This window comes from Aquitalea aquatica (assembly GCF_013911085.1).
Taxonomy (GTDB): domain Bacteria; phylum Pseudomonadota; class Gammaproteobacteria; order Burkholderiales; family Chromobacteriaceae; genus Aquitalea; species Aquitalea aquatica.
The window spans coordinates 69,432-90,043 of record NZ_JACERN010000040.1 but is presented as its reverse complement, the minus strand read 5'-3'; the positions used below and the strand labels follow the sequence as shown (position 1 = coordinate 90,043).

The window sequence follows — 20,612 nt, the reverse complement described above, 5'->3', positions numbered from 1 at the left end:
GTCAGGGTTCTTCTGCGGCCGGGGTGGCCAGCAGGGCCGCCAGTGTGCGGTCGATAGCCTGCGCTTGCAGCGGGCTGTGCAGTTGGCCGTGATAATGGCCATCCACAAACAGCAATAAAGTGGGCAGGTGGAAGATGTCGTACTGGTGCGCCAGCGCCATGCATTGCTGCACATCGACATAGGCCAGTTGTTGCAGCGCAGCCGGCTGCCACTGGCTCAATGCCTGCCGCCAGCTGCGACAGGCGGCGCAGCCTGGCTGGCCGAACAGTACCAGCGTGTTGCCGGGCAGTGCCGGCAGGCGGTGATGAAAGTCGAATTCGTCCAGCGTCAGCCAGAGCGGAACGCTGGCAGGCATGGTGGTGTTCAGTCTACTTTGGCGATATAGCGTGCCAGCCCCAGAATGGCACGCAGAGCCTGACCCTTGGCGGTTTCCTCGCCACGCAGTCGTGCGTAGCGCCGCAGGATGGCACGGCCTTCGACAAACAGGTCAACATCGGTATCTGGAGAAGATACCAGGGCAATGCGTTCGATTTCCCCTTGCGGCTTGGGCTGACCCTGGGCAATGCACAGGTAAACCTTGTGGGCGTTATGCGGGGTGATGTGGTCAAACAGGTAGAGCATGGAGTTGATGCGCAGGCCGGTTTCCTCGCGGATTTCGCGAATCAGGGCCTGGGAGCGCAGCTCGCCCCGGCTGGCTTTGCCACCTGGCAGGTTGTAGCGACCGCCGCGTGCCGCCGTGACCAGAACGCCATCAGGCAGCTCAATGATGGCGGTAGCGCGTCTTGCCAGATCAGCCGGCAGCCGTTGATCCGGTTTTTTGTCGTCCAAAGTTCTCATTCGTCTCTATTAACAGATACGGGCCGCAAATGGCGGCCCTTTTCTACAATCTATTCTAATTGAAGGAACTGGCAGGAACAAACAGTCAATGCTTCTTTATGTCAGATGGCAGTCAAATAGTCGATATTCATACCAAAGTCTACATTTTCTTTAATTTATTGCGGCAATAGTTTAAATCAAAAAATTCATCAGCCAGTAATGGTCTATCCATTTCGGCAATGATTTTTGCATAAATAGATGGTTATTAAGGTTAGAAGCTGCTGAATGGGAAGGCATTTGCTGCAAACATGGATCACCGGAAAAGCAGAGTCGCAAGTGGCTGTGTGATGTGGACGGGCGGCTGATAAAAATATGGCTGAGCTGTCAGTGCTGTGCATTCATGGCCAGCATTGTGCGATCCAGTCCGGGGTGCTATCGCCAGTCAGTAACGGGCTGCGGTAAGCCGGCGACAGGCGGGCGGCCAGTGCATAGAGATGGCGACTGGTGGCCGGCTGCCAGCTACCGGCGAAACCGGGCAGGCCGGCTTCGCGTCGTACATAGTCGAAGTGGACGCGTGAGTTGCCGAACTCCTGATGTTGCAGTGTGCCCTCGGCATAAGGGCGCAGCCAGTCCAGCGCCTGCTGCAGGCTGCCGCCCTGACGGCCTTTGCGCTCCAGCCATGACTCACCGGCCTGACGGGCGGCAATGGCGGCGCGTACCAGAGGTTCCAGGTCGTAGGTGACATAGTGTAGGGCGTCCCTTTCCTGGAAGTCCCAGGTTTCGCCCTGGGCGCTGATATTGTTGGCGATGTGCTGCAGATAGAGTTCTCCGGCGGTCTTCAGCATGGCCTCATCCTGCAGGGCCACGGCGCTGAGGGTGATCAGCTTGATGCGGTGGCTGTTCCAGTTATCGATGAAAGTGCCGCTGAGCGGTGTTTTGGCCTGGCGGATGCGCTGGATATAGCCCTGGGCCATGCTGCGCAGAAAAGTGGCGGTTTGCTGCTGGGTGGCAGCGGGCAGGCTGCGTGCAGTGATGGCGTAGCTGTCGATCAGCGCGTCGAGGTCGGTTTCGTCGATGGGGTTAAACGAGACCTGGTAGCTTTCCGTCCAGGCATCCAGGTAGCGGGCCAGTGCTTGCAGCAAGCGCGGGTCGGCGCTGGCAGACCAGGCGAGAGCGAAGTCACGCATGCGTAGCCAGTCACGTTTGGCCTTGACGCTCTGGTCGAAGATGCCCTGGTGCGGCAGGCTGCCTTCGGTGTGGATGTGGGCCAGCGGTGACGGTGGGATATCCAGCTGACGGATGGCCCGCTGTTGCAGCGAATTGACAACGGGGAGCCCGGGCGAGAGGCGACACCAGCTGCCCATGTCACGGGCGTGCAGGGTGATGCTCCAGCTCAGGGCCAGTACAAGCAGGAGTAACAGTCTGGCTGGCAGGCGCGGCAGCGTGGTCAACATGGTGCAGATGTCCGGCACGCCAGCAAGAGCAGGCTGGTCAGCGTGGAGGGTGAGCGGAAATGAAGCAGCTTATCTGTTGAGTCTACTTCAAATCAAACCCGTTTGCTGACTTGCTGTTTGCTTGCTAATACCGGACAAAATACGGCTGTTAGTGTGCGTTGTCGGCTTCGTCCTGTGCCAATTCCGCCTCCATGGTGGCGCGGATGGTGGCAAAGAACTGGTGGATTTCCTGCACGGCCGGCGAAATGGCGGCCAGCCATTGTTCGCGCTGGCTGCTGTCTGTGCTGTCGATATAAGGACGCATTTCCGGGTCGGGATGGCGTTCGAAAGCCAGTGCCATGATGGCCGTCAGGGCACCGGCATGCTCGGCATCGTCAAACAGCAGGTTCCAGTCGTCCTGTTGCAGCTGCATGCCCTCGACAAAGCCTTCGGCCCAGTCATTGCCATGCACCACGCCTTGGGCATCGGCATCCAGCCAGGGCTGGAACTCGGCAGCCTGTTGCAGGGTGTGGGCGATGTCCAGCCAGTGGCCCATCAGCAGCGCCACGAATTTTTCCAGATCCTTTTCGCTGCGGAAGGCCTGTTCGTCATCAAAGGCCTCGCCCAGAATCAAGGGCAGGCATTCGGTGGGCTTGATGGCTTCCGGGCCGCACAGCAGGGCGGTGAAGAAGCCATCCAGTTTTTCCAGGTTCATGCACTGCAGGCGCTGGAAGCGTTGCAGGGTAGCGGACAGGCGCTGGTAATCGTTATCCGTCAGCGGTGCGTGTTTCATCGGCGGCATCTTTCAGTGGCAATGGCGCATTATCGCCGATAGGCCATGCGGCTGACCAATCTCAATTCTTTGCGGCTCATTCCTTCCAGCGCATGGGCGGCAAGGCGGCGAAGGCTTCGCGCAAGGCCTGGCCCCAGCCAGTGTGCAATTGCTGGAAGTAGGGGTCCTGCTCGGTGATGCGCTGGTGGATGCCGGGGCCGAAGTCATCCTTGTCGTACACCAGCATGTCGATGGGCAGGCCGACCGACAGATTGCTCTTCATGGTGGAGTCAAAGCTGATCAAGGCACATTTGGCGGCGTCTTCCACCGGGGTGTGGTAGTTGACCACGCGGTCGATGATGGGCTTGCCGTATTTGGCTTCGCCGATCTGGAAGTAGGGCGTGTCCTGGGTGGCTTCGATGAAATTGCCCTGCGGGTAGATATTGAACAGGCGCGGTGCCTCGCCGCGAATCTGTCCGCCCAAGAGGAAGGAACAGCCCACTTCGATCTTGGACTGGCTCAGCGCCGGGCCGTCGCGCTCGGCGATTTCACGCAAGGTGTCGCCCACCAGGCAGGCGGCATCGTACATGGAGGGGACGTTGAGGATGTTCTGCTCGTCCCGCCCGGCACTGGCGCGCTGGCGTAGCAGGCTGACCACGCTTTGGGTGGTGGCCAGGTTGCCGGCGGACAGCAGCACCAAGAGCCGCTCGTCCGGCTGCTGGAAAAACTGCATTTTGCGAAAGGTGGATACATGGTCCACCCCGGCGTTGGTGCGGGAGTCCGAGGCAAACAGCATGCCGGATGCCAGATTCATGGCGACGCAGTAAGTCATGATGCGGCTACTTGTGTGGTGGAGTTAAACGCAATCTAGCTGGCTTGTTACTGTCCGTCCAGCCAGACGCGCGCCTGCGCTGTCATGCTTTCGGTACCGCCGCCAAAGCGTACGCCGCGCACCGGGCAGGCATCCAGGTAGTCCATGCCGATGGCCAGCTTGAGGTGATGCTCGTTGGCCGCCACCGCATTGGCCACATCAAAACTGTGCCAGGCACCATCCACCCAGGCTTCGGCCCAGGCATGGCTGGAGACATGGTCGGCGGCGTGGGCCGGCGAGTAGACATAGCCACTGACATAGCGTGCCGGGATGCCCAGCTGGCGGGCGCAGCTGAGAAAGACGTGGGTATGGTCCTGGCAGACGCCAGCGCCCTTGGCAAAGGCATCGGCCGCCGGGGTGTGGCTCTGGGTTTCGCCGGGCAGGAAGGGCATGTGTTCGCGTATGCCTTCTACCAGGCTTTGCAGCTGGCCCAGGCTGGGGGTGGGCTGGCGATAGCCCGCAGCAAACTGGCGCAGCGCTTCGTCCGGAGTGGTCAGCTCGGTCTGGCGCAGGAAAAACAGCGGCGGCAGGGTGTCGCATACGGGCGCGGTATCTTCGGTTTCCACCGTGCCGCTGACCTTGATGCGGATTTCCTGATGCGGATAGTCCAGCGTCAGCACGTGCAGGATATTGCCGTAGCTGTCGGTACTGCGATGGGCTGACTCCGGCAATTCCAGCTGCCAGTCCAGAATGCGCAGGCCATTGCCCCCCTGGGGGGTCAGGCGCAGATACTGGGTGCTGTGACGCACCGGGCTGTCGTAGCGGTACAGCGTTTCATGACTGATGGCGAGTCTCATGACCATATCCTTTGGCGTTGCCTGTATCAGGCGGTTTCCAGGTAGCTGTGGTGAATCAGCTTGCCCAGCAGATTGATGTCGTCGATCAGGCTGTCCAGGGTTTGCTCCAGTCCATCGGCAAAGATGTCCTCGATGCTGCTGTAGGTGAGCCGGGCCTGGATTTCGCTGGCGCGGCGGCGTGCGGCACGGCCGGCCTGGCCTTCGATGCGCGCCAGCACCTTGTTGATTTCACCAAAGCAGGCACGCAGGCTGCGCGGCATGTCGTTGCGCAGGATCAGCAGCTCGGCCACCCGTTGCGGGGTGATGCTGTCGCGGTAGATGTCGCGGTAGGCTTCAAAGCCGGACACCGAACGCAGCAGCGCGGCCCATTGGTAGTAGTCGAGGATGTTTTCGGCTTCCGGCTCGTTGTCGCTGATCTGCTTGGTTTTCACGTTGAGGATGCGTGCGGTGTTGTCGGCACGCTCCAGAAACGTCCCCAGTCGGGAGAAATGGAAGGTGTCGTTGCGCAGCATGGTGCCGTAGCCGGCACCGCGAAACAGGTGCGAGCGCTCGCGTACCCATTCCAGAAAGGTCGAGGCGCTGCGGGTATCCAGCCCGCGCCGTTGCCACTCGCGCATTTCCAGCCAGGTGCCGTTAACCTGTTCCCACATTTCCGAGGTGATCTTCACCCGCACCACGTGGGCGTTTTCGCGGGCGCTGCGCATGCAGTTGTAGATGCTGCCGGGGTTGTCGCCATCCAGCGCCAGATAGTGCAGCACCGCCTGCGGAGTGGGCGTGTGGTGGCGCTGCAGAAAGTCGGCCGTGCTGCCGGTGACATCCAGCGGCACCAGCAGATCGTCCTGCGACGAGGCGTGCAGCAAGGACATTTGCAGGCTGACATCCAGCAAGCGCGCGGTGTTTTCGGCGCGTTCCATATTGCGTGCCATCCAGTACAGGCACCCTGCCATTCGGCTCAGCATGTGATGTCCTCCTTCAGAATCCAAGTGTCCTTGGTACCGCCGCCTTGTGATGAGTTGACCACCAGCGAGCCTTCGCGCAGGGCAACGCGGGTGAGGCCGCCAGCCACCAGCTGCACTTTCTTGCCGGACAGCACGAAGGGGCGCAGGTCGATATGGCGCGGCGCAATGCCGGCCTCGACAAAAGTGGGGCAGGTGGACAGTGACAGTGTGGGCTGGGCGATGAAATTAGCCGGGTCTTCCAGAATGCGCAGACGGTAGGCGGCGATTTCCTCAGTTGTTGCTGCCGGTCCCACCAGCATGCCGTAGCCGCCGGCACCGTGGACTTCCTTTACCACCAGCTCGGGCAGATGGTCGAGCACGTAGGCCAGATCCTCCGCTTTGCGCAGCTGCCAGGTGGGTACATTGTGCAGGATGGGTTCTTCGCCCAGATAGAAGCGGATCATGTCCGGCACATAGGGGTAGATGGACTTGTCATCCGCCACGCCAGTACCCACCGCATTGCACACGCTGACGCGGCCTTCGCGGTAGACCGACATCAGCCCCGGTACGCCCAGCATGGAGCCGGCATTAAAGGCCAGCGGGTCCAGGTAGGCATCGTCCAGCCGGCGGTAGATCACATCCACCCGCTGCGGGCCGGAAGTGGTACGCATGTAGACATGGCCGTTCTTGACGAACAGATCCTGTCCTTCCACCAGTTCCACCCCCATCTGGCTGGCGAGGAAGGCGTGTTCGAAATAGGCGCTGTTGTACTGGCCGGGGGTGAGCACCACCACGGTGGGGTTGTCCACCTCGGGCGGTGATACCGAACGCAGGGTGTCCAGCAGCATATTGGGGTAATGCTCCACCGGGGTTATGTCGTGGCTGGCAAACAGCTCGGGGAACAGCCGCATCATCATCTTGCGGTTTTCCAGCATATAGCTCACGCCGGACGGGGTGCGCAGATTGTCTTCCAGTACATAGAAGCCGCCATCGCTGTGGCGGATGATGTCCACCCCGGCGATGTGGGCGTACACCTGGCGCGGCAGGTCTATGCCCTGCATGGCCAGCTGGTAGCCGGCATTGGTGAGGATTTGCTCTGCCGGAATGATGCCGGCCTTGAGGATGTCCTGCTCGTGGTAGATGTCATGCAGGAAGCGATTGAGTGCGGTGACGCGCTGGATGCAGCCTGCTTCCAGGGTTTTCCATTCGGCGGCGGAAATGATGCGTGGAATGGTGTCGAAAGGAATCAGCCGTTCGGCTCCGCTTTCGTCGCCGTAAACGGCAAAAGTGATGCCGACGCGGCGAAACAGGGTGTCGGCCTCGGCCTGCTTGTTGCGCAGCCAGTCGGGTGTTGCCTGGTTCAGCCAGCTGGCAAAATGCTGGTAGGACGGACGGACTTCCTGTCCGGCAGCCAGCATCTCGTCGTAGTGGGTGTGGTCTAGCGGTGTGATCTGGTGCATCGCGCATTCCCCCTTGGTGGCTTGTACTGAACACTACGCAATAAGCATGCCCAAGCTACGGCGGTAGGCTGCATTGTGGGCGGGTACGGGGGGAGCGAGGCAGGCTCGGATGCTGCCAGCAGCTGTGCGCGGTGGCGGGCAGGGCTGCTTATTTTATAGAAATCACTTAAGACAGGATTGACGCACTACATAAACTGCAGCGGATGCACCGGATTGAACCGGGCCGGTCCGCGCTGGTGCGTGGCGGGCTTGAGAATGGTGCAGGCCGATTGGCCGCTGGCAGGAGTGTCGGACAGGCGGCGCGTGAGAACCGCCTGCCGTGGTGCATACCGTAAGGGCGCGGCTTACAGGATTTCGGCGATATTGCGCGCGGCGCGCTTGGCATCGAGGAAAATCAGCCCCAGCTTGGCTTCGCGGCGGGCAATCACCGTGAGCACGGCATCGCGGCCGGCATAGCTCATCAGGATGTAGCCGTTGTCGCCCTTCACCATCACCTGTTCCAGTTCGCCGCGTGCCAGTTCCTTGGCGGTGCGTTCGCCCAGCGACAGCATGGCGGCGGCCATGGCACCGACGCGGTCTTCGTCCACATCCTGCGGCAGCAGGGCGGCCATGGTCAGGCCGTCGGATGAAATGATGGCCGACGCTTCGATATCGGCTGATGCGCCATTAAGGTCACTCAGAATGGACTTGAGCATCTGTTCACGCATGGTTTTCTCCAGTGGGTATTCTTGGCCCGCGCGGCGGGCTGCTTCTTGTTCAAGCGTAACGACGACTGAGCAGCTCGATCAGCGTCACGAAATGTTCGTCTTGCAGGCGAGGTGTGCCACCGATCACCAGCACGAAGGATTGCTGCCCGACATGCAGCGGGTAAAACGCCAGCTCGCTGTGGCCGGCCGGATTACTGATGGCCCAGGCTAGGTTGCTGATATTGAGGTTGTTTTTCAGCAGCAGGGCATGGCGGCGATTGAGCGAAATGATGTCGCCGGCCAGGGCGGCGATTTCCTCGGCCGACTCATGATGAAAGCCGGCGGTGGCGTAATACAGGCCATTGTCGTCGGCCAGCAAGGCGCGGCCGTTGCCGGACAGCGCCGCCAGCAGCGTGGGCAGCTGGCTTTCCAGATTGATGGCCAGCGGCGGGCGCGGCTGTTCGGTGCCGTGCACAAACTCCAGCCGCTGCAGCCGGTACAGTGTTTCCAGCCCTTTGCTCAGATCGTTGCCGCTCCATTCTTCCAGCAGGGCCTCGGTCAGCGGTACGGAGTGGCCCAGCCGCAGGATCTGGGTCAGCAGAATGCGCGCGGCGTCTTGTTCCGGACTGGACACGGCATAGTAGGCACCGGCGGGGCTGGCGATGGGGTAGAGCGTGTCCTTGAGCGAAAGGTGGTCTGACATGATCAGCTTTCCAGCCCGGGGTCGATGGAGAACAGCAAGGCCAGTACCAGCTTTTTCACGTCCTCGCGCGAGCGGGCATCGATTTCGAAAATGGGTGGGCGCATGTCGAATTTTTCCAGCAGGGCCGCATAGGTTTCAATGCTGGGCGTGGCGCGCAGATCGGTCTTGGTGACGCCGATCACCAGCGGTGCGGCCTTGAGCATGTCGCGGAAGGCATTGAGGAAAAACTGCAAATCCTTCACCGGATTGGCGCGGGTATTGTCCAGCAACAGGATCAGGCCGATGCCGCCCTGGCTGAGGATGTCCCACATGAAGTCGAAGCGCTCCTGCCCCGGTGTGCCGTACAGGTGCACCTTGGTGCTTTCGTCCAGCATCAGTACGCCGTAGTCCAGTGCCACCGTGGTGGTGTCCTTGCGGTTCAGCGTCATGTCGGAGGCACGGGCATCGGTGATGACCGGTGCGATATCGCTGATGGCACCGATGGCGGTGGTTTTACCGGCGCCAACCGGGCCGGCGAAGATGATCTTGTTATCGTAAGCGCGCATGGGATTCCGTATTCCTGGTTACAGGCCAATGACCTTTTTCAGCAGGCGCGACAGCAATCTGCCGCTGCCCTGCGCCGGCTTGGCCGGACTGGGGGCTGGTGCCGGGCTGCTGCTCTGCGGGCTGCTGGGGGCTGCCACCGTTTCCACTTTGCCGCCGGGGCGTACCGGCTCGGTGGAAATGACCGACAGCTGGGGGCTGCGGCTGGGCAGGTCGAGAATGCCGATGCCGTAGGCCGCTGCCAGATAGTTGAACAGATCTTCCGGCGGCACTTTGAGCAGGCGGGTGATCAGCTTCAGATTGACCGGCGTGCGGGTCAGAAAAGCCGTGATGCGCATCGCCTCCGGGATCGGGGGCAGTCGCGTCAGATTGGGCCAGTAGCGCAGCCGGATCGGGGTGTCGGTGGCGATGCCGCGCATCAAGCGGCCACGGCAGGTCCAGATGGCCAGCTGCCAGGCCAGGGTTTGCGGCCGGATTTCCTGCTGAGCTGCGTTGACCGGACCTTTGGCATAAGGCTGCTGATCCACTTCGTGGCTGGGGGCGCTGCACAGGGCCTGCAGCGTTTCCAGTGGCTGCAACAGCAGCGCCTTGTCCTGTGCCGGCAGCAATACCAGTACGGGTACTTCGCGCACCCGGATCACCGCGGCAGTGCGCTGGCGCAGCAGGCGCGCCACCAGGCCGAACAGGCCGGCGCTGGGGTCGAAGCGTTCGAAGCTGATCTTGCCGCCAGCGCTGGCCGGGGTGCTCTGGTTTTCCGGCAGCATGCTGCGCACCACTTCCACGGTGGCGGTGTCGGCACTGTGCTCGGTCTCGGTAACGGAGTCGGGCAGATCCATCAGTTGCGGCAGGTCGGACGGGGCCGGGCTTTGCTGCTGTTGCTGGGCTGCGGTAGCCGCACGGTGGGCCTGCTGTGACTGGGTAATGACTTCGTCCAGCGTTGCGGCCACGCTGGCCACATAGGCGGCAGCTGCGCTGTGGTCGCTGACCGAGCTGGCCGGCTCCGCCACGGCGGCCGGTGCGGCTGCGGGTGACTGCGCTGCCGGTGTCACTGCTGCCGCTGTCACTGCGGTGCTTAGCCGGACGGCTGGTGTCCGGTCATTGGCCAGTAGTTCGCGCATTTGCGGGAACAGGGTTTCGATGCGCACCGGCTTGCGCAGTACGGCCGCTGGCGCCTCACCCGCACGGGGTGGGGTGGTGGTGACAATCAGCGCTGGCAGATGCGGGTGGCTGGCACGGAAATCATGCCAGGCACTCCAGCCGTCCACGCTGTCGACATCGACAATCGCCAGGTCCGGTGCATGGCCGGGGGCTTCGTCCAGCAGCTGGTACAGCTGGTGTGAATGGTGCATGCGAAAGGCCATGCGGAATACCGATAGCTTGCGCGGGTCCATGCCCACCGGCATGACGGTGATGAGCTGTGGTTGGGGTGCGTTGCTGAGCATCATGATCCGGTTTCTCAGGCCGCAAGCCGGTGCTGGTTGAGGCGTTGTTGCATGGTCTGGACGAAGCGGCCGAGCATGCCGGTGATTTCTTCCGGCGGCGTGGCGAGTCGATCCCGTATTTGTCTGGCCAACCAAGTGAAGCGCGCCAGGTCGCCCAGGTGCTCGTACAGATTGAGCAGGGGCGGATACAGCTGGGCTTCGGCCGGGTTGGCGAGAATGGCGCTTTCCAGGGTCTGGATGGCCATGTCGATCTGGCCGAACTCGATAAACTGTTCGGCCTCGCTCAAGGCGTTGTCCAGCGGGCTGGCCGTGGCCGGGGTGTAGTCGGCTGTCACCAGTTGCCGCCACTGTGGCGGCGTGCTCACTGGCTGGATGTAGGCGAAGCGGCGGCCCAGTTCTTCTAGGGTCAGCCGGTCCGGCTGGCATTCCAGCGCCTGCAGCAGTGGGTGCTGACCCAGTTGGCAGCCCAACTGCAGCAGCTGCTGTTTCAATTGGTGGCCAAAGTTGCCGACGCTGACATGAAACTGCCACAGGTAGCGGCAGAACAGTGGCAGGTTGCGCGTCATATAGCAGGCGCGCAGGGTGTCGATCAGCCGTGACAGTGCGGCGTCCGGTGTGCTGGCCAGCTGCTGCAGGGCGGGCAGGGCAGCGGCGGGCTGATGGCAGGCCAGCAGGATGCGCGCTTGCCGATCAGCTGGCAGCAGGCTGGTCAGCAGGTCGATTTCACGTTTGCTCAGTGGTGCCAGTTCGGCCTGGCCGTCCAGCAGCGCTACCCGCTGCATCTGGCTGGCCAGCTGCACGGCCTCGTCGGCACTCACGGCCGGCTGGCCCGGGGTTTGCATCACCGTGCGCAGCAGCAGGTCTTCGTTGTTTGCTGCTGGCAGTTGATCGCCCAGTTGCCGGTTCACTTCTTCGATGCCCAGCCCCAGCCGGCTTTCGGCCAGTACGCGCAGTGCCAGGTTTTGCGGGTCCTGCTGCAGGCCGGCGAATACCGCCTCGGTCAGTTGCTGGCGGTCCAGCAGGCTGCGCTCGTGCAGGCGCTCCAGCATGTCGCTGTAGTCGTCGATCCAGTGCAGCTGCAGATACAGTTCGGCCAGGCGGCGGATATGGGCCGGTGCATTGCTGGACGGGCCATCGACATAGGTGCGCAGGGCGAGGGCAGCCTGTTCCAGATAACCGAATTCAAGAAACACTTCGATTTCGGCCAGGGCATCCAGGTCGTCCACCTCGTAGGACAGGGTCTGGTCTTCGCTGTCTTCTGCTTCGGCAGGGGTGCTGGCTGCAGGCTCCGGTACGCTGGCCGGGCGTGCCGGCTGGCGGATGACGGCTTCGGGCAGCAGATCCGGGCGGCGTGGCATGGCGCGTGCCGCAGGCTGACGACGCAGCAGGGTGCGCAGTGTCATGCCGATGAGCAGCAGCAACACGGCCACGGCGGCCAGCGCCTCGGGCGAGGCGCTGAGCTGATCAAGCAAGGGGGTGAAACTGTTCATGCGCGGTGCCGCTCAATCCAGGGTGAAGTCGGCGGCGGTGATCAGATCAGTGCCGCACTCCAGGGTTTCAAACCAGTCGAGGAAGCGCTTGACCATGTCCTTGCCTTTGAATGATCCACCGTGCTGCGGCACGATCCACTCCACATCCAGCTGGCGCACCATCTGCACCCACAGTCGGCAGGCCTTGTTATTGGTCATGTAGCGCTTGTGAAAGCCCAGCATGTGGCTGTCGATCAGGTGGGCATCGAAGTCGCTTACCGGTTTGCCGGCTTCGTGGCCATCCATCAGCGAAGCGCCGATGTCGCCGGAAAACAGGATCTTGCTGATGGGGTCGTACACCTGGAAGAAGCCGACGGTATGCAGATAGTGGGCCGGCACTACCTTGAGGGTGGATTCGCCCAGTGTGACATTCATGCCGCGCGGCGGAATGGGAATCAGCCGGCCTTCGGTCACGCCGCGAATGCAGAAGTGCGGCAAAAAGCGCACCCATTCCTGGGCGATGATGATCTGGGCATCGGTGATCAGCAGCCAGCCATTGGCCGAGGCAATGATGTCCGGGTCCTGATGCGAGGCAAAAATATAGCGGGTATGCGAGGGCAGAAAGTAATCAGCCAGTTCGGCGATCAAGTGCTTGTAGGTGAGGTTGCCACCGGGGTCCAGCAGCATGCCATCACCCTTGTCGATGATGGCGAACTGGTTGGACTGGATGCCTTCACCCTGTACCAGTTCGGTAAAGGCGACGCATTTGTGATTGCCATCATCGTAAAGCACCAGAGCCATGGCTGTTCCTTGCGTGAAAATTGCCGGCAGCAGGGAAATCCTGCAGGCAATTCTGCTGACGCGGCCCGACTCAGCTAGAGTCTGCTGTCCGCCGTCATCAATACTTGTGAGAAGGTGTTTATTATTTTCATTTCGATATAAATCGTTTTGATATGAGTCAAGGATGGCCGGAATGCAGGCTGAATATTTAATTGGAATATAAGTTTTGCGTGGCCGAGGGAATGTGCATTGAATATCAGGGACTTCTGGTCTGGTTGCCCAAGGTCGCCAGCAGCGTGGCTTTGCTGCTGGCATAAAGGGCGCTGGCAGCTTGCCGCAGCGGCAGCTGGCTAATGGACTTTCAGCTGGCGCATGGCCTCGGTGATGGCCCGGACGATGGCCGGATCGGACTGCGGATTGGCCGCCAGGTATAGTTCCTCGCCTTGCGGCATGCTCAGTACCGGTTGGAATTGCTCGTCTGGCAGCTTGAGGCGCGCCAGCTGGCTGCGTAGCTGCTCGGGGTCGGCAATCAACAGCTGCGCTGCACCGCTCAGCAACAGTCGCGGGCACTCCTGCTGACTATTGGTGGTGAGGAACTGGCTGTTTTGCACGAAGCCGGCCTTGATCAGGAATTCTTCCTGCACGTCGTGATTGCCGACGCAGACCTTGCAGCAGCTTTTCACCTGCTCCAGCGACTGCGGCGCCACCGTGGTTTCGCTGCTCAGCCGATAGAAAATCCGTTGCATGTGGCCAAGGGGGCCCAGCCAGACAAACTGCTTTTCGCGGGTACTGGTGCGGGCAATGGAGTAAATCAGGGTATTGGGACGGGTCGCGGCCATGCGGTAGGCCCTGGCCCAGGGCAGGACCTGGATATCAGCCTTCAGCCCGGCATGCGCCAGAATGTCTTTGACCAGCTGGGTATTGCGCCCGGCGACATTGCCCTGGGCGTCGATGGTGCTGAGCCAGGACGAGTTTTCGGTCACCACCAGCAGCTTGCCGTCGGCCACGGCTACACCAGACAGGCAGCAAGCCAGTGCCAGCAGCAGCGCGTGGCAGAGCCGGGCAAGGGGTGAGCGGCAGGTGGTCATGGTCGGGCTCTCCGGTGATTGCTCATTTAGAGCGGCTAACAAAATCCCTGGTACGGCATTGCGCCTGATGGCCCTGCCCTTGTACGGTCGGCGTCGGCAGGCTTTGCGCCAAGTGGGGCTGCGCTGTTTTGTTCGCCGCGCTCGGTCTGTAACAAAGTATAAGCGCTGCAAATGACAAAAGCCGCAGGGTATGCCCCCGCGGCTCTATAGCTTGCTGTCAGTCAGCTGTTTACAGCTTGCCTTCCAGCCAGGCCGGCAGGCTGGCCAGTGCGGCGGCCAGGTGTTCCGGCTGAGTGCCACCTGCTTGTGCCATGTCCGGACGACCGCCGCCCTTGCCACCCACTTGCAGGGCCACCTGATTCACCAGCTCACCGGCCTTGACCTTGCCGGTCAGGTCCTTGGAGACGCGGGCAATCAGGCTTACCTTGCCATCGGCCACGCAGGCCAGCAGGGCTACGCCGCTTTCCAGCTTGTCCATCAGCTTGTCGCTCATGTCGCGCAGGGTGGCGGCGTCGATATCCTCGATCTTGCTGATCAGGCAGGACACGCCCTTGATGGCTTGCTGCTGGCTGGCCAGCAACTGGTCGAGCTGACCCAGTGCCAGTTGGCCTTTCAACTGCTGCGCCTGTTTCTGCGCAGCTTTCAGTTCGGCCTGCAGTTTTTCCAGCTTGGACAGCAGTTCGCCCGGCTGAGCCTGGGCAATGGCGGCAGCGGCTTTCAGTTCGCCATCCTGTGCCTGTACCAGGGCTACGGCGCCTTCGCCGGTCACGGCTTCGATACGGCGCACGCCAGCAGCCACGCCGGTTTCGGCGATGATCTTGAACAGGCCGATGTCACCGGTGCGCTTGACGTGGGTACCGCCGCACAGTTCGGTGGAGAAATCGCCCATTTTCAGTACGCGTACGGTGTCGCCATACTTTTCGCCGAACAGGGCAATCGCACCGGCCTTGATGGCGTCGTCGTAGGACATGTGGCCCACGCTGACTTCCACGTTGTGGATGACCACGCGGTTGACTATGCGCTCCACTTCGGCGATTTGCTCGGCGGAAACCGGCTCGTTGTGGGCGAAGTCGAAGCGGGCACGTTCCGGGTTCACCAGCGAACCCTTCTGCGCCACGTGTTCACCCAGTACATGGCGCAGGGCGGCATGCAGCAGGTGGGTGGCCGAGTGGTTGCGTGCGGTGGCTGCGCGCTGGTGCAGGTCGATGGTGGCGGTCACGCTGTCGCCCACTTTCAGGCTGCCACGGGCCAGACGGCCCTTGTGACCGAATACGGCGGCTTGTACTTTCTGGGTGTCGGCCACGTCGAACAGTGCAGCCACGCCGCCCTGGGCGGAGATTTCACCCACATCGCCTACCTGACCACCGCCTTCGGCGTAGAAGGCGGTGTTGTCCAGCACCACGATGCCTTCGTCGCCGGCTTCCAGTTGCTGTACGGCTTCATTGCCCTTGTACAGTGCCAGTACCTTGGCATCCACGCTGGTGGATTCGTAGCCGTTGAATACGGTGTCAGCACCGCTGTAATCGACATTGCCAGCCATCTTGAAGGACGAGGCGGCACGGGCGCGTTCACGCTGGGCTTCCATCGCCTTGTCGAAGCCGTCCTGATCCACTTCCACTTCGCGTTCGCGGCAGATGTCAGCAGTCAGGTCCAGCGGGAAGCCGAAGGTGTCGTACAGTTTGAAGGCGGTTTCACCATCCAGCACCTTGCTGTTGGCGGCCAGTGCGGTTTCCAGCAGCGCCATGCCCTTGTCCAGGGTTTCGGCAAAGCGCAGTTCTTCCTGGCGCAGGCTGTCTTCGATCTCGGCCTGCTTCTGACGCAGTTCCGGATAGGCATCGCCCATTTCGGCGGCCAGATCAGCTACCAGCTTATAGAAGAACAGCCCCTTCTGGCCCAGCTTGTAACCGTGGCGGATGGCGCGGCGGATAATGCGACGCAGCACATAGCCACGGCCGTCGTTGGACGGGATCACGCCATCGGCAATCAGGAAGGAGCAGGCGCGGATGTGGTCGGCAATCACCTTCAGCGAGGGGATGTCCATGCTGAAGGCCACACCTGTTTCGCGGGCAGCGGCTTTCAGCAGGTTCTGGAACAGGTCGATCTCGTAGTTGGCGTGTACGTGTTGCAGCACGGCCGAGATACGCTCCAGACCCATGCCGGTATCAACCGACGGCTTGGGCAGCGGGTGCATGGTGCCCGACTCGTCGCGGTTGAACTGCATGAACACGTTGTTCCAGATTTCGATGAAGCGGTCGCCGTCTTCTTCCGGGCTTCCCGGAGGGCCGCCCCAGATGTGGTCGCCGTGATCATAGAAAATTTCGGTACACGGGCCGCAAGGGCCGGTGTCGCCCATCTGCCAGAAGTTGTCCGAAGCGTAGGGCGCGCCCTTGTTGTCGCCGATGCGGACGATCTTGTCGGCCGGAACGCCGATTTCCTTGTTCCAGATGTCGAAGGCTTCGTCGTCGGTGGCGTATACCGTCACCATCAGCTTGTCCTTCGGCAGTGCCAGCCATTGTTCGCCGGTGAGGAATTCCCAGGCGAAGTGGATGGCGTCGCGCTTGAAGTAGTCGCCGAAGCTGAAGTTGCCCAGCATTTCGAAGAAGGTATGGTGACGTGCGGTGTAGCCGACGTTTTCCAGGTCGTTGTGCTTGCCGCCGGCGCGTACGCATTTCTGGCTGGTGGTGGCGCGGCTGTAGGGGCGCTTGTCAAAGCCGAGGAACACGTCCTTGAACTGGTTCATGCCGGCATTGGTAAACAGCAGGGTGGGGTCTTCCCACGGTACCAGCGAACTGGAAGCTACTACCTGGTGGCCTTTGGAGGCGAAGAAATCCAGGAATTTCTGGCGAATTTCTGAGGTTTTCATGTCGTTTTCGTCGAGATTGAATTCGTTGGCATCGGCGTGGGGGCTGATGCTGAGCATGCTGGATTGTGTCAAGCCGCAACAAGGCTGGCAAGGGCTTCGGCTCCGGCTACGCTCAGTCTGCGTTGTCCGGCGGAAAATCTTCATCCATGGGGCTGCCTGCCATCACCTGGCGGATGATGTCCATGCCAAAGCCGCGCGCGGCCAGAAAACGCATCTGGCGGGCTCTTTCCTGCGGGGTGTCGGCTACGCTGCCGAATTTTGTTTCCCACTGGCTGCGGGCCAGGCTCAGGTCGTCGCGATCTTCCAGTACCTGGGCAATGTCTTCCTTGCCCACGCCGCGCTGGCGCATTTCCTGCTGCAGGCGGCGGCTACCGTATTTCTGGCCCTTGATGTCGGCAAACTGCTGGGCAAAACGGCTATCTGACTGCCAGTTGCGCTCGGCCAGCTCGTCCAGCAGGGTAGCGAGTTGTTCCGGGCTTTCGGCAAACGGCGCGAGCCGCCGCTCCAGTTCCCGCCGGGTGTATTCCCGGCGGGACAGGAGATCGACGGCTCGCGCCTTCAGGCTTTTTCCCATCGACAAGCCGGTGCGTTTCACGCGTCCAGCATGTCGTCGGCCAGCTCTTCGTCGTTCTCGGTAATTTCTACCTTGATGCCGACGGCGTCACGGATCTTGGCTTCGATTTCCTGGGCAATGGCCGGGTTGGACTTCAGCCATTCGCGGGTATTGTCCTTGCCCTGGCCGATTTTCTGGCCGTTGTAGGCATACCAGGCACCGGATTTGTCAACAAAGCCATGCTTGACGCCCAGCTCGATGATTTCGCCTTCGCGGCTGATGCCTTCGCCGTACAGGATGTCGAAATCAGCCTGGCGGAACGGGGGCGATACCTTGTTCTTCACCACCTTGACGCGGGTTTCGTTGCCGATGACTTCGTCACCCTTCTTGATGCCGCCAACGCGACGGATGTCCAGGCGCACCGAGGCGTAGAACTTCAGCGCGTTACCACCGGTGGTGGTTTCCGGGTTGCCGAACATCACGCCGATCTTCATGCGGATCTGGTTGATGAAGATCACCAGAGTGTTGGTGCGCTTGATGTTGGCGGTCAGCTTGCGCAGGGCCTGGCTCATCAGGCGGGCTTGCAGGCCAACGTGGCTGTCGCCCATTTCGCCTTCGATTTCGGCCTTGGGAACCAGTGCGGCCACCGAGTCGATCACGATCACGTCCACGCCGCTGGAACGGACCAGCATGTCGCAGATTTCCAGGGCCTGCTCGCCGGTGTCCGGCTGGGAAATCAGCAGGTCTTCCACTTTTACACCCAGCTTCTGGGCGTAGATCGGGTCCAGTGCGTTTTCTGCGTCGATATAGGCGCAGGTGCCGCCCAGCTTCTGTGCTTCGGCCACGGCCTGCAGACACAGCGTGGTTTTACCGGAAGATTCCGGGCCGTAGATTTCCACGACACGGCCACGCGGCAGACCGCCGATACCCAGCGCCAGGTCCAGGCCCAGCGAGCCGGTGGATACCACCTGCAGGTTTTCATTGATCTGGTTGTCGCTCATCCGCATGATCGACCCCTTGCCGAACTGCTTTTCGATCTGGGCAAGGGCAGCCGCCAATGCGCGGCTCTTGTCTTCTGACGCCATGCTGTCTCCAATTGCGTGTAGTGGGACCAATAGATGGGGGATTATCGCACAAAGCCAAGAGCCGACAAATGCGAATGGCAGCTTGAAATGACGCCAACACGCGCAACATGGTATTGATGGAGAGGCTGGCCGGAATCGCCTGGTCAGGTAAAATGAGAGCATGATGAACGAGCGCGCACAACGTCTGCTGAAAACGCTGATCGAACGCTATATTGCCGATGGTCAGCCGGTGGGATCGAAAACCCTGTCCATGCTGTCCGGCATGGAGCTGTCGTCCGCGTCCATCCGCAACATTCTGGCTGATCTGGAGGGCATGGGGCTGATTGCCTCGCCGCACACTTCGGCCGGACGCATTCCCACGGCCAAGGGCTATCGCCTGTTTGTCGATCACCTGCTCACCATCCAGCCGCTGGAAGAACTGGCCATGCGCGAGCTGCAAAGCAGCCTGCAGCCGGACAGTCCGCAGCGCATTGCCCAGGCGGCGTCTACCTTGCTGTCCGATCTCACCCATTTTGCCGGGGTGGTGGTGACGCCGCAGCGTTCCGACGTGGCCTTCCGCCAGATCGAATTCCTGCGGCTGTCCGAGCGGCGCATCCTGATGATTCTGGTGACGCTGGATGGCGATGTGCAGAACCACCTGCTGTCCACCGAGCGCGACTACAGCCCCAGCGAGCTGATAGAAGCCGGCAACTTCATCAGCCAGCATTATGCCGGCCAGGGCCTTGGCGTGATTGCCAGCCTGGTGGCCAGCGAACTGCGCGAACTGCAGGGCAATATCACCGAACTGATGGCCGCTGCCGTACGCTTTGGTCAGAACTCGCTGGGCAGCCCCAGTGATGCGGTGGTGATTGCCGGCGGCATGAATCTGCTGAATGTGCGCGACCTGTCGGAAGACCTGTCGCGCCTGCGCGAGCTGTTTGCCACTTTCGAGCGCAAGACCGAACTGTTGAAGCTGCTGAACCAGGGCCAGGAAGCCCAGGGCGTGAACATTTTCATTGGTGAGGAGTCTGGTGTAATGACACTGGACGAGTGTTCGGTGGTGACCGCGCCTTATCGCATCAATGGCCTGGTGGTCGGTACACTGGGTGTGGTCGGCCCCACCCGCATGGCCTATGAGAGGGTGATTCCCATCGTGGACATCACCGCCAGACTGGTCTCCAGCGCGCTCTCCTATTAAGCCGCCACGACGGCACCTAACGGAAACCCCTGATGAAACGATTGTTGATGGCCGCCGCCCTTGCCGGCGGCGTGATGTCTTCTCTGGCGCAAGCCGATGCGGCTTTTCTGGCCCGCCCCGATGTACAGCGCTATATCGACGAGCAGGTAGCCAGCGGCGTGTTCAATCGCCCGGAGCTGGAAGCGGTGTTTGCCAATGTGGAAATCAAGCCCAATATCATCGCCATTCTCGATAAGCCTTCCACTTCGCGGCCATGGTACCAGTTCCGTTCCAGCTTTTATAACGAGCGCCTGCTGAAGAGCGGCGTGGCCTTCTGGCAGCAGCATGCCGCCGCCTTGCAGCGCGCCGAGCAGGTGTACGGCGTGCCGCCGGAAATGGTGGTGGCCATTCTGGGCATCGAAACCAATTATGGCCGCAATACCGGCAGCTTCCGCCTGGCCGATGCCCTGTCCACCATTGCCTTCAACTACCCGCGCCGCGCCGAGTATTTCCGCGGCGAGCTGACCGAATTCCTCAAGCTGGCCAAGGAAGAAGGTATCGACCCGCTGTCGCTGAAAGGCTCTTACGCTGGGGCGATGGGCCTGCCGCAATTCATGCCGTCCAGCTTCCGCAAATGGGCGGTGGATTTTGACGGCAGCGGCCATCGCGACATCTGGAACAACGTCGACGATGCCATCGGCAGCGTGGCGCATTACTTCCAGCTGCAAGGCTGGCGCCATGGCGACGACATCATCATTCCGGCGGCAGTGCAGCCGGGGGTGGATGTCAGCGGGCTGGTGGCCGACAAATTCAATCTGCACCTGACCGTGGGCGAACTCAAGGCACGTGGCGTGTTGCCGCAGGCTCAGGTGGCCGACCATGTGCAGGCGGTGCTGGTGCCGCTGGAAACTGCGCCGGGTGTCACCGAATACTGGCTGGGGCTGAACAACTTCTACGTCATCACCCGCTATAACAAGAGCACCCTGTATGCCAAGGTGGCACAGGAACTGGCCGCCGAATTGCGCCTGCGTTATCTCAATGCCCAGGCGCTGCAAGCGGCCCAGCCGGCTGCCACGCCAGCAGAGCCGACCCCGGCCCAGTAAGGCCGGGCCAGCCGGCAGGCGGCTCCAGCCAAAAGGAGTCGCCTTGCCGGCCAA

Annotated in this window: 20 protein-coding genes; 2 read left to right on the top strand and 18 right to left on the bottom strand. The window is 61.5% G+C overall.

The window, feature by feature from the left end:
* Position 1: 1 nt before the first annotated feature.
* The 18 genes from H2Z84_RS17240 to recA form a co-directional block, all read right to left on the bottom strand.
* Positions 2-355, bottom strand: a complete 354-nt coding sequence (locus H2Z84_RS17240) for a thioredoxin family protein (RefSeq protein WP_181837043.1) — start codon at positions 353-355, stop codon at positions 2-4.
* A gap of 8 nt (positions 356-363) precedes the next feature.
* Entirely contained in the window at positions 364-837 is a 474-nt protein-coding gene (locus H2Z84_RS17235; RefSeq protein WP_059284509.1) for an NUDIX hydrolase, read from the bottom strand.
* A gap of 377 nt (positions 838-1,214) precedes the next feature.
* Positions 1,215-2,270 carry an alginate lyase family protein gene (locus H2Z84_RS17230; RefSeq protein ID WP_181837042.1) on the bottom strand — a complete coding sequence of 352 codons (1,056 nt, stop codon included), beginning with the start codon at positions 2,268-2,270 and terminating at the stop codon, positions 1,215-1,217.
* Positions 2,271-2,418: 148 nt separating this feature from the next.
* On the bottom strand, positions 2,419-3,042 hold the full coding sequence (locus H2Z84_RS17225; RefSeq protein ID WP_181837041.1) for a YecA/YgfB family protein: 624 nt from the start codon (positions 3,040-3,042) through the stop codon (positions 2,419-2,421).
* A gap of 76 nt (positions 3,043-3,118) precedes the next feature.
* Positions 3,119-3,853: a proteasome-type protease gene (locus H2Z84_RS17220; RefSeq protein WP_103523430.1), complete on the bottom strand. Its 735-nt coding sequence runs from the start codon at positions 3,851-3,853 to the stop codon at positions 3,119-3,121.
* 47 nt (positions 3,854-3,900) lie between these two features.
* Positions 3,901-4,689, bottom strand: coding sequence for a transglutaminase family protein (locus tag H2Z84_RS17215; RefSeq protein ID WP_181837040.1), 789 nt, complete (start codon positions 4,687-4,689; stop codon positions 3,901-3,903).
* A gap of 26 nt (positions 4,690-4,715) precedes the next feature.
* Complete coding sequence (locus tag H2Z84_RS17210) at positions 4,716-5,648, bottom strand: alpha-E domain-containing protein (RefSeq protein WP_103523432.1); 933 nt, start codon at positions 5,646-5,648, stop codon at positions 4,716-4,718.
* Positions 5,642-7,087 carry a circularly permuted type 2 ATP-grasp protein gene (locus H2Z84_RS17205; protein WP_181837039.1) on the bottom strand — a complete coding sequence of 482 codons (1,446 nt, stop codon included), beginning with the start codon at positions 7,085-7,087 and terminating at the stop codon, positions 5,642-5,644. The genes H2Z84_RS17210 and H2Z84_RS17205 overlap by 7 nt, the downstream gene beginning before the upstream one ends.
* Positions 7,088-7,431: 344 nt before the next feature.
* Positions 7,432-7,794, bottom strand: coding sequence for a roadblock/LC7 domain-containing protein (locus H2Z84_RS17200; RefSeq protein WP_059284502.1), 363 nt, complete (start codon positions 7,792-7,794; stop codon positions 7,432-7,434).
* Positions 7,795-7,843: 49 nt separating this feature from the next.
* Positions 7,844-8,476 carry a roadblock/LC7 domain-containing protein gene (locus H2Z84_RS17195; protein ID WP_181837038.1) on the bottom strand — a complete coding sequence of 211 codons (633 nt, stop codon included), beginning with the start codon at positions 8,474-8,476 and terminating at the stop codon, positions 7,844-7,846.
* 2 nt (positions 8,477-8,478) lie between these two features.
* On the bottom strand, positions 8,479-9,021 hold the full coding sequence (locus tag H2Z84_RS17190) for a GTP-binding protein (protein ID WP_181837037.1): 543 nt from the start codon (positions 9,019-9,021) through the stop codon (positions 8,479-8,481).
* A gap of 18 nt (positions 9,022-9,039) precedes the next feature.
* The gene (locus tag H2Z84_RS17185; protein ID WP_181837036.1) at positions 9,040-10,464 is read right to left on the bottom strand and encodes a hypothetical protein; all 1,425 of its coding nucleotides are present in this window, start codon (positions 10,462-10,464) and stop codon (positions 9,040-9,042) included.
* Positions 10,465-10,475: 11 nt separating this feature from the next.
* Positions 10,476-11,951 (bottom strand): type IV pilus assembly protein FimV, encoded by a 1,476-nt coding sequence (locus H2Z84_RS17180; RefSeq protein WP_181837035.1) that lies wholly within the window; start codon positions 11,949-11,951, stop codon positions 10,476-10,478.
* Positions 11,952-11,963: 12 nt separating this feature from the next.
* On the bottom strand, positions 11,964-12,731 hold the full coding sequence (locus tag H2Z84_RS17175; RefSeq protein ID WP_103523438.1) for an oxygen-binding di-iron domain-containing protein: 768 nt from the start codon (positions 12,729-12,731) through the stop codon (positions 11,964-11,966).
* 329 nt (positions 12,732-13,060) lie between these two features.
* Positions 13,061-13,798 carry a substrate-binding periplasmic protein gene (locus H2Z84_RS17170; RefSeq protein WP_181837034.1) on the bottom strand — a complete coding sequence of 246 codons (738 nt, stop codon included), beginning with the start codon at positions 13,796-13,798 and terminating at the stop codon, positions 13,061-13,063.
* 229 nt (positions 13,799-14,027) lie between these two features.
* Positions 14,028-16,661, bottom strand: a complete 2,634-nt coding sequence (gene alaS, locus H2Z84_RS17165) for an alanine--tRNA ligase (RefSeq protein WP_181837056.1) — start codon at positions 16,659-16,661, stop codon at positions 14,028-14,030.
* A 112-nt stretch (positions 16,662-16,773) separates the two neighbouring features.
* Positions 16,774-17,235, bottom strand: coding sequence for a recombination regulator RecX (gene recX, locus H2Z84_RS17160; protein WP_181837033.1), 462 nt, complete (start codon positions 17,233-17,235; stop codon positions 16,774-16,776).
* A gap of 17 nt (positions 17,236-17,252) precedes the next feature.
* A complete protein-coding gene (gene recA, locus H2Z84_RS17155; protein WP_103523440.1) occupies positions 17,253-18,299 on the bottom strand; it encodes a recombinase RecA in 1,047 nt (348 codons plus the stop codon).
* Between the two features lie 160 nt (positions 18,300-18,459).
* Between recA and hrcA the strand changes: the two genes are divergently transcribed.
* The gene (hrcA, locus tag H2Z84_RS17150; protein WP_181837032.1) at positions 18,460-19,476 is read left to right on the top strand and encodes a heat-inducible transcriptional repressor HrcA; all 1,017 of its coding nucleotides are present in this window, start codon (positions 18,460-18,462) and stop codon (positions 19,474-19,476) included.
* A gap of 32 nt (positions 19,477-19,508) precedes the next feature.
* Positions 19,509-20,558 (top strand): lytic murein transglycosylase B, encoded by a 1,050-nt coding sequence (mltB, locus tag H2Z84_RS17145; RefSeq protein WP_181837031.1) that lies wholly within the window; start codon positions 19,509-19,511, stop codon positions 20,556-20,558.
* Positions 20,559-20,612: the final 54 nt, after the last annotated feature.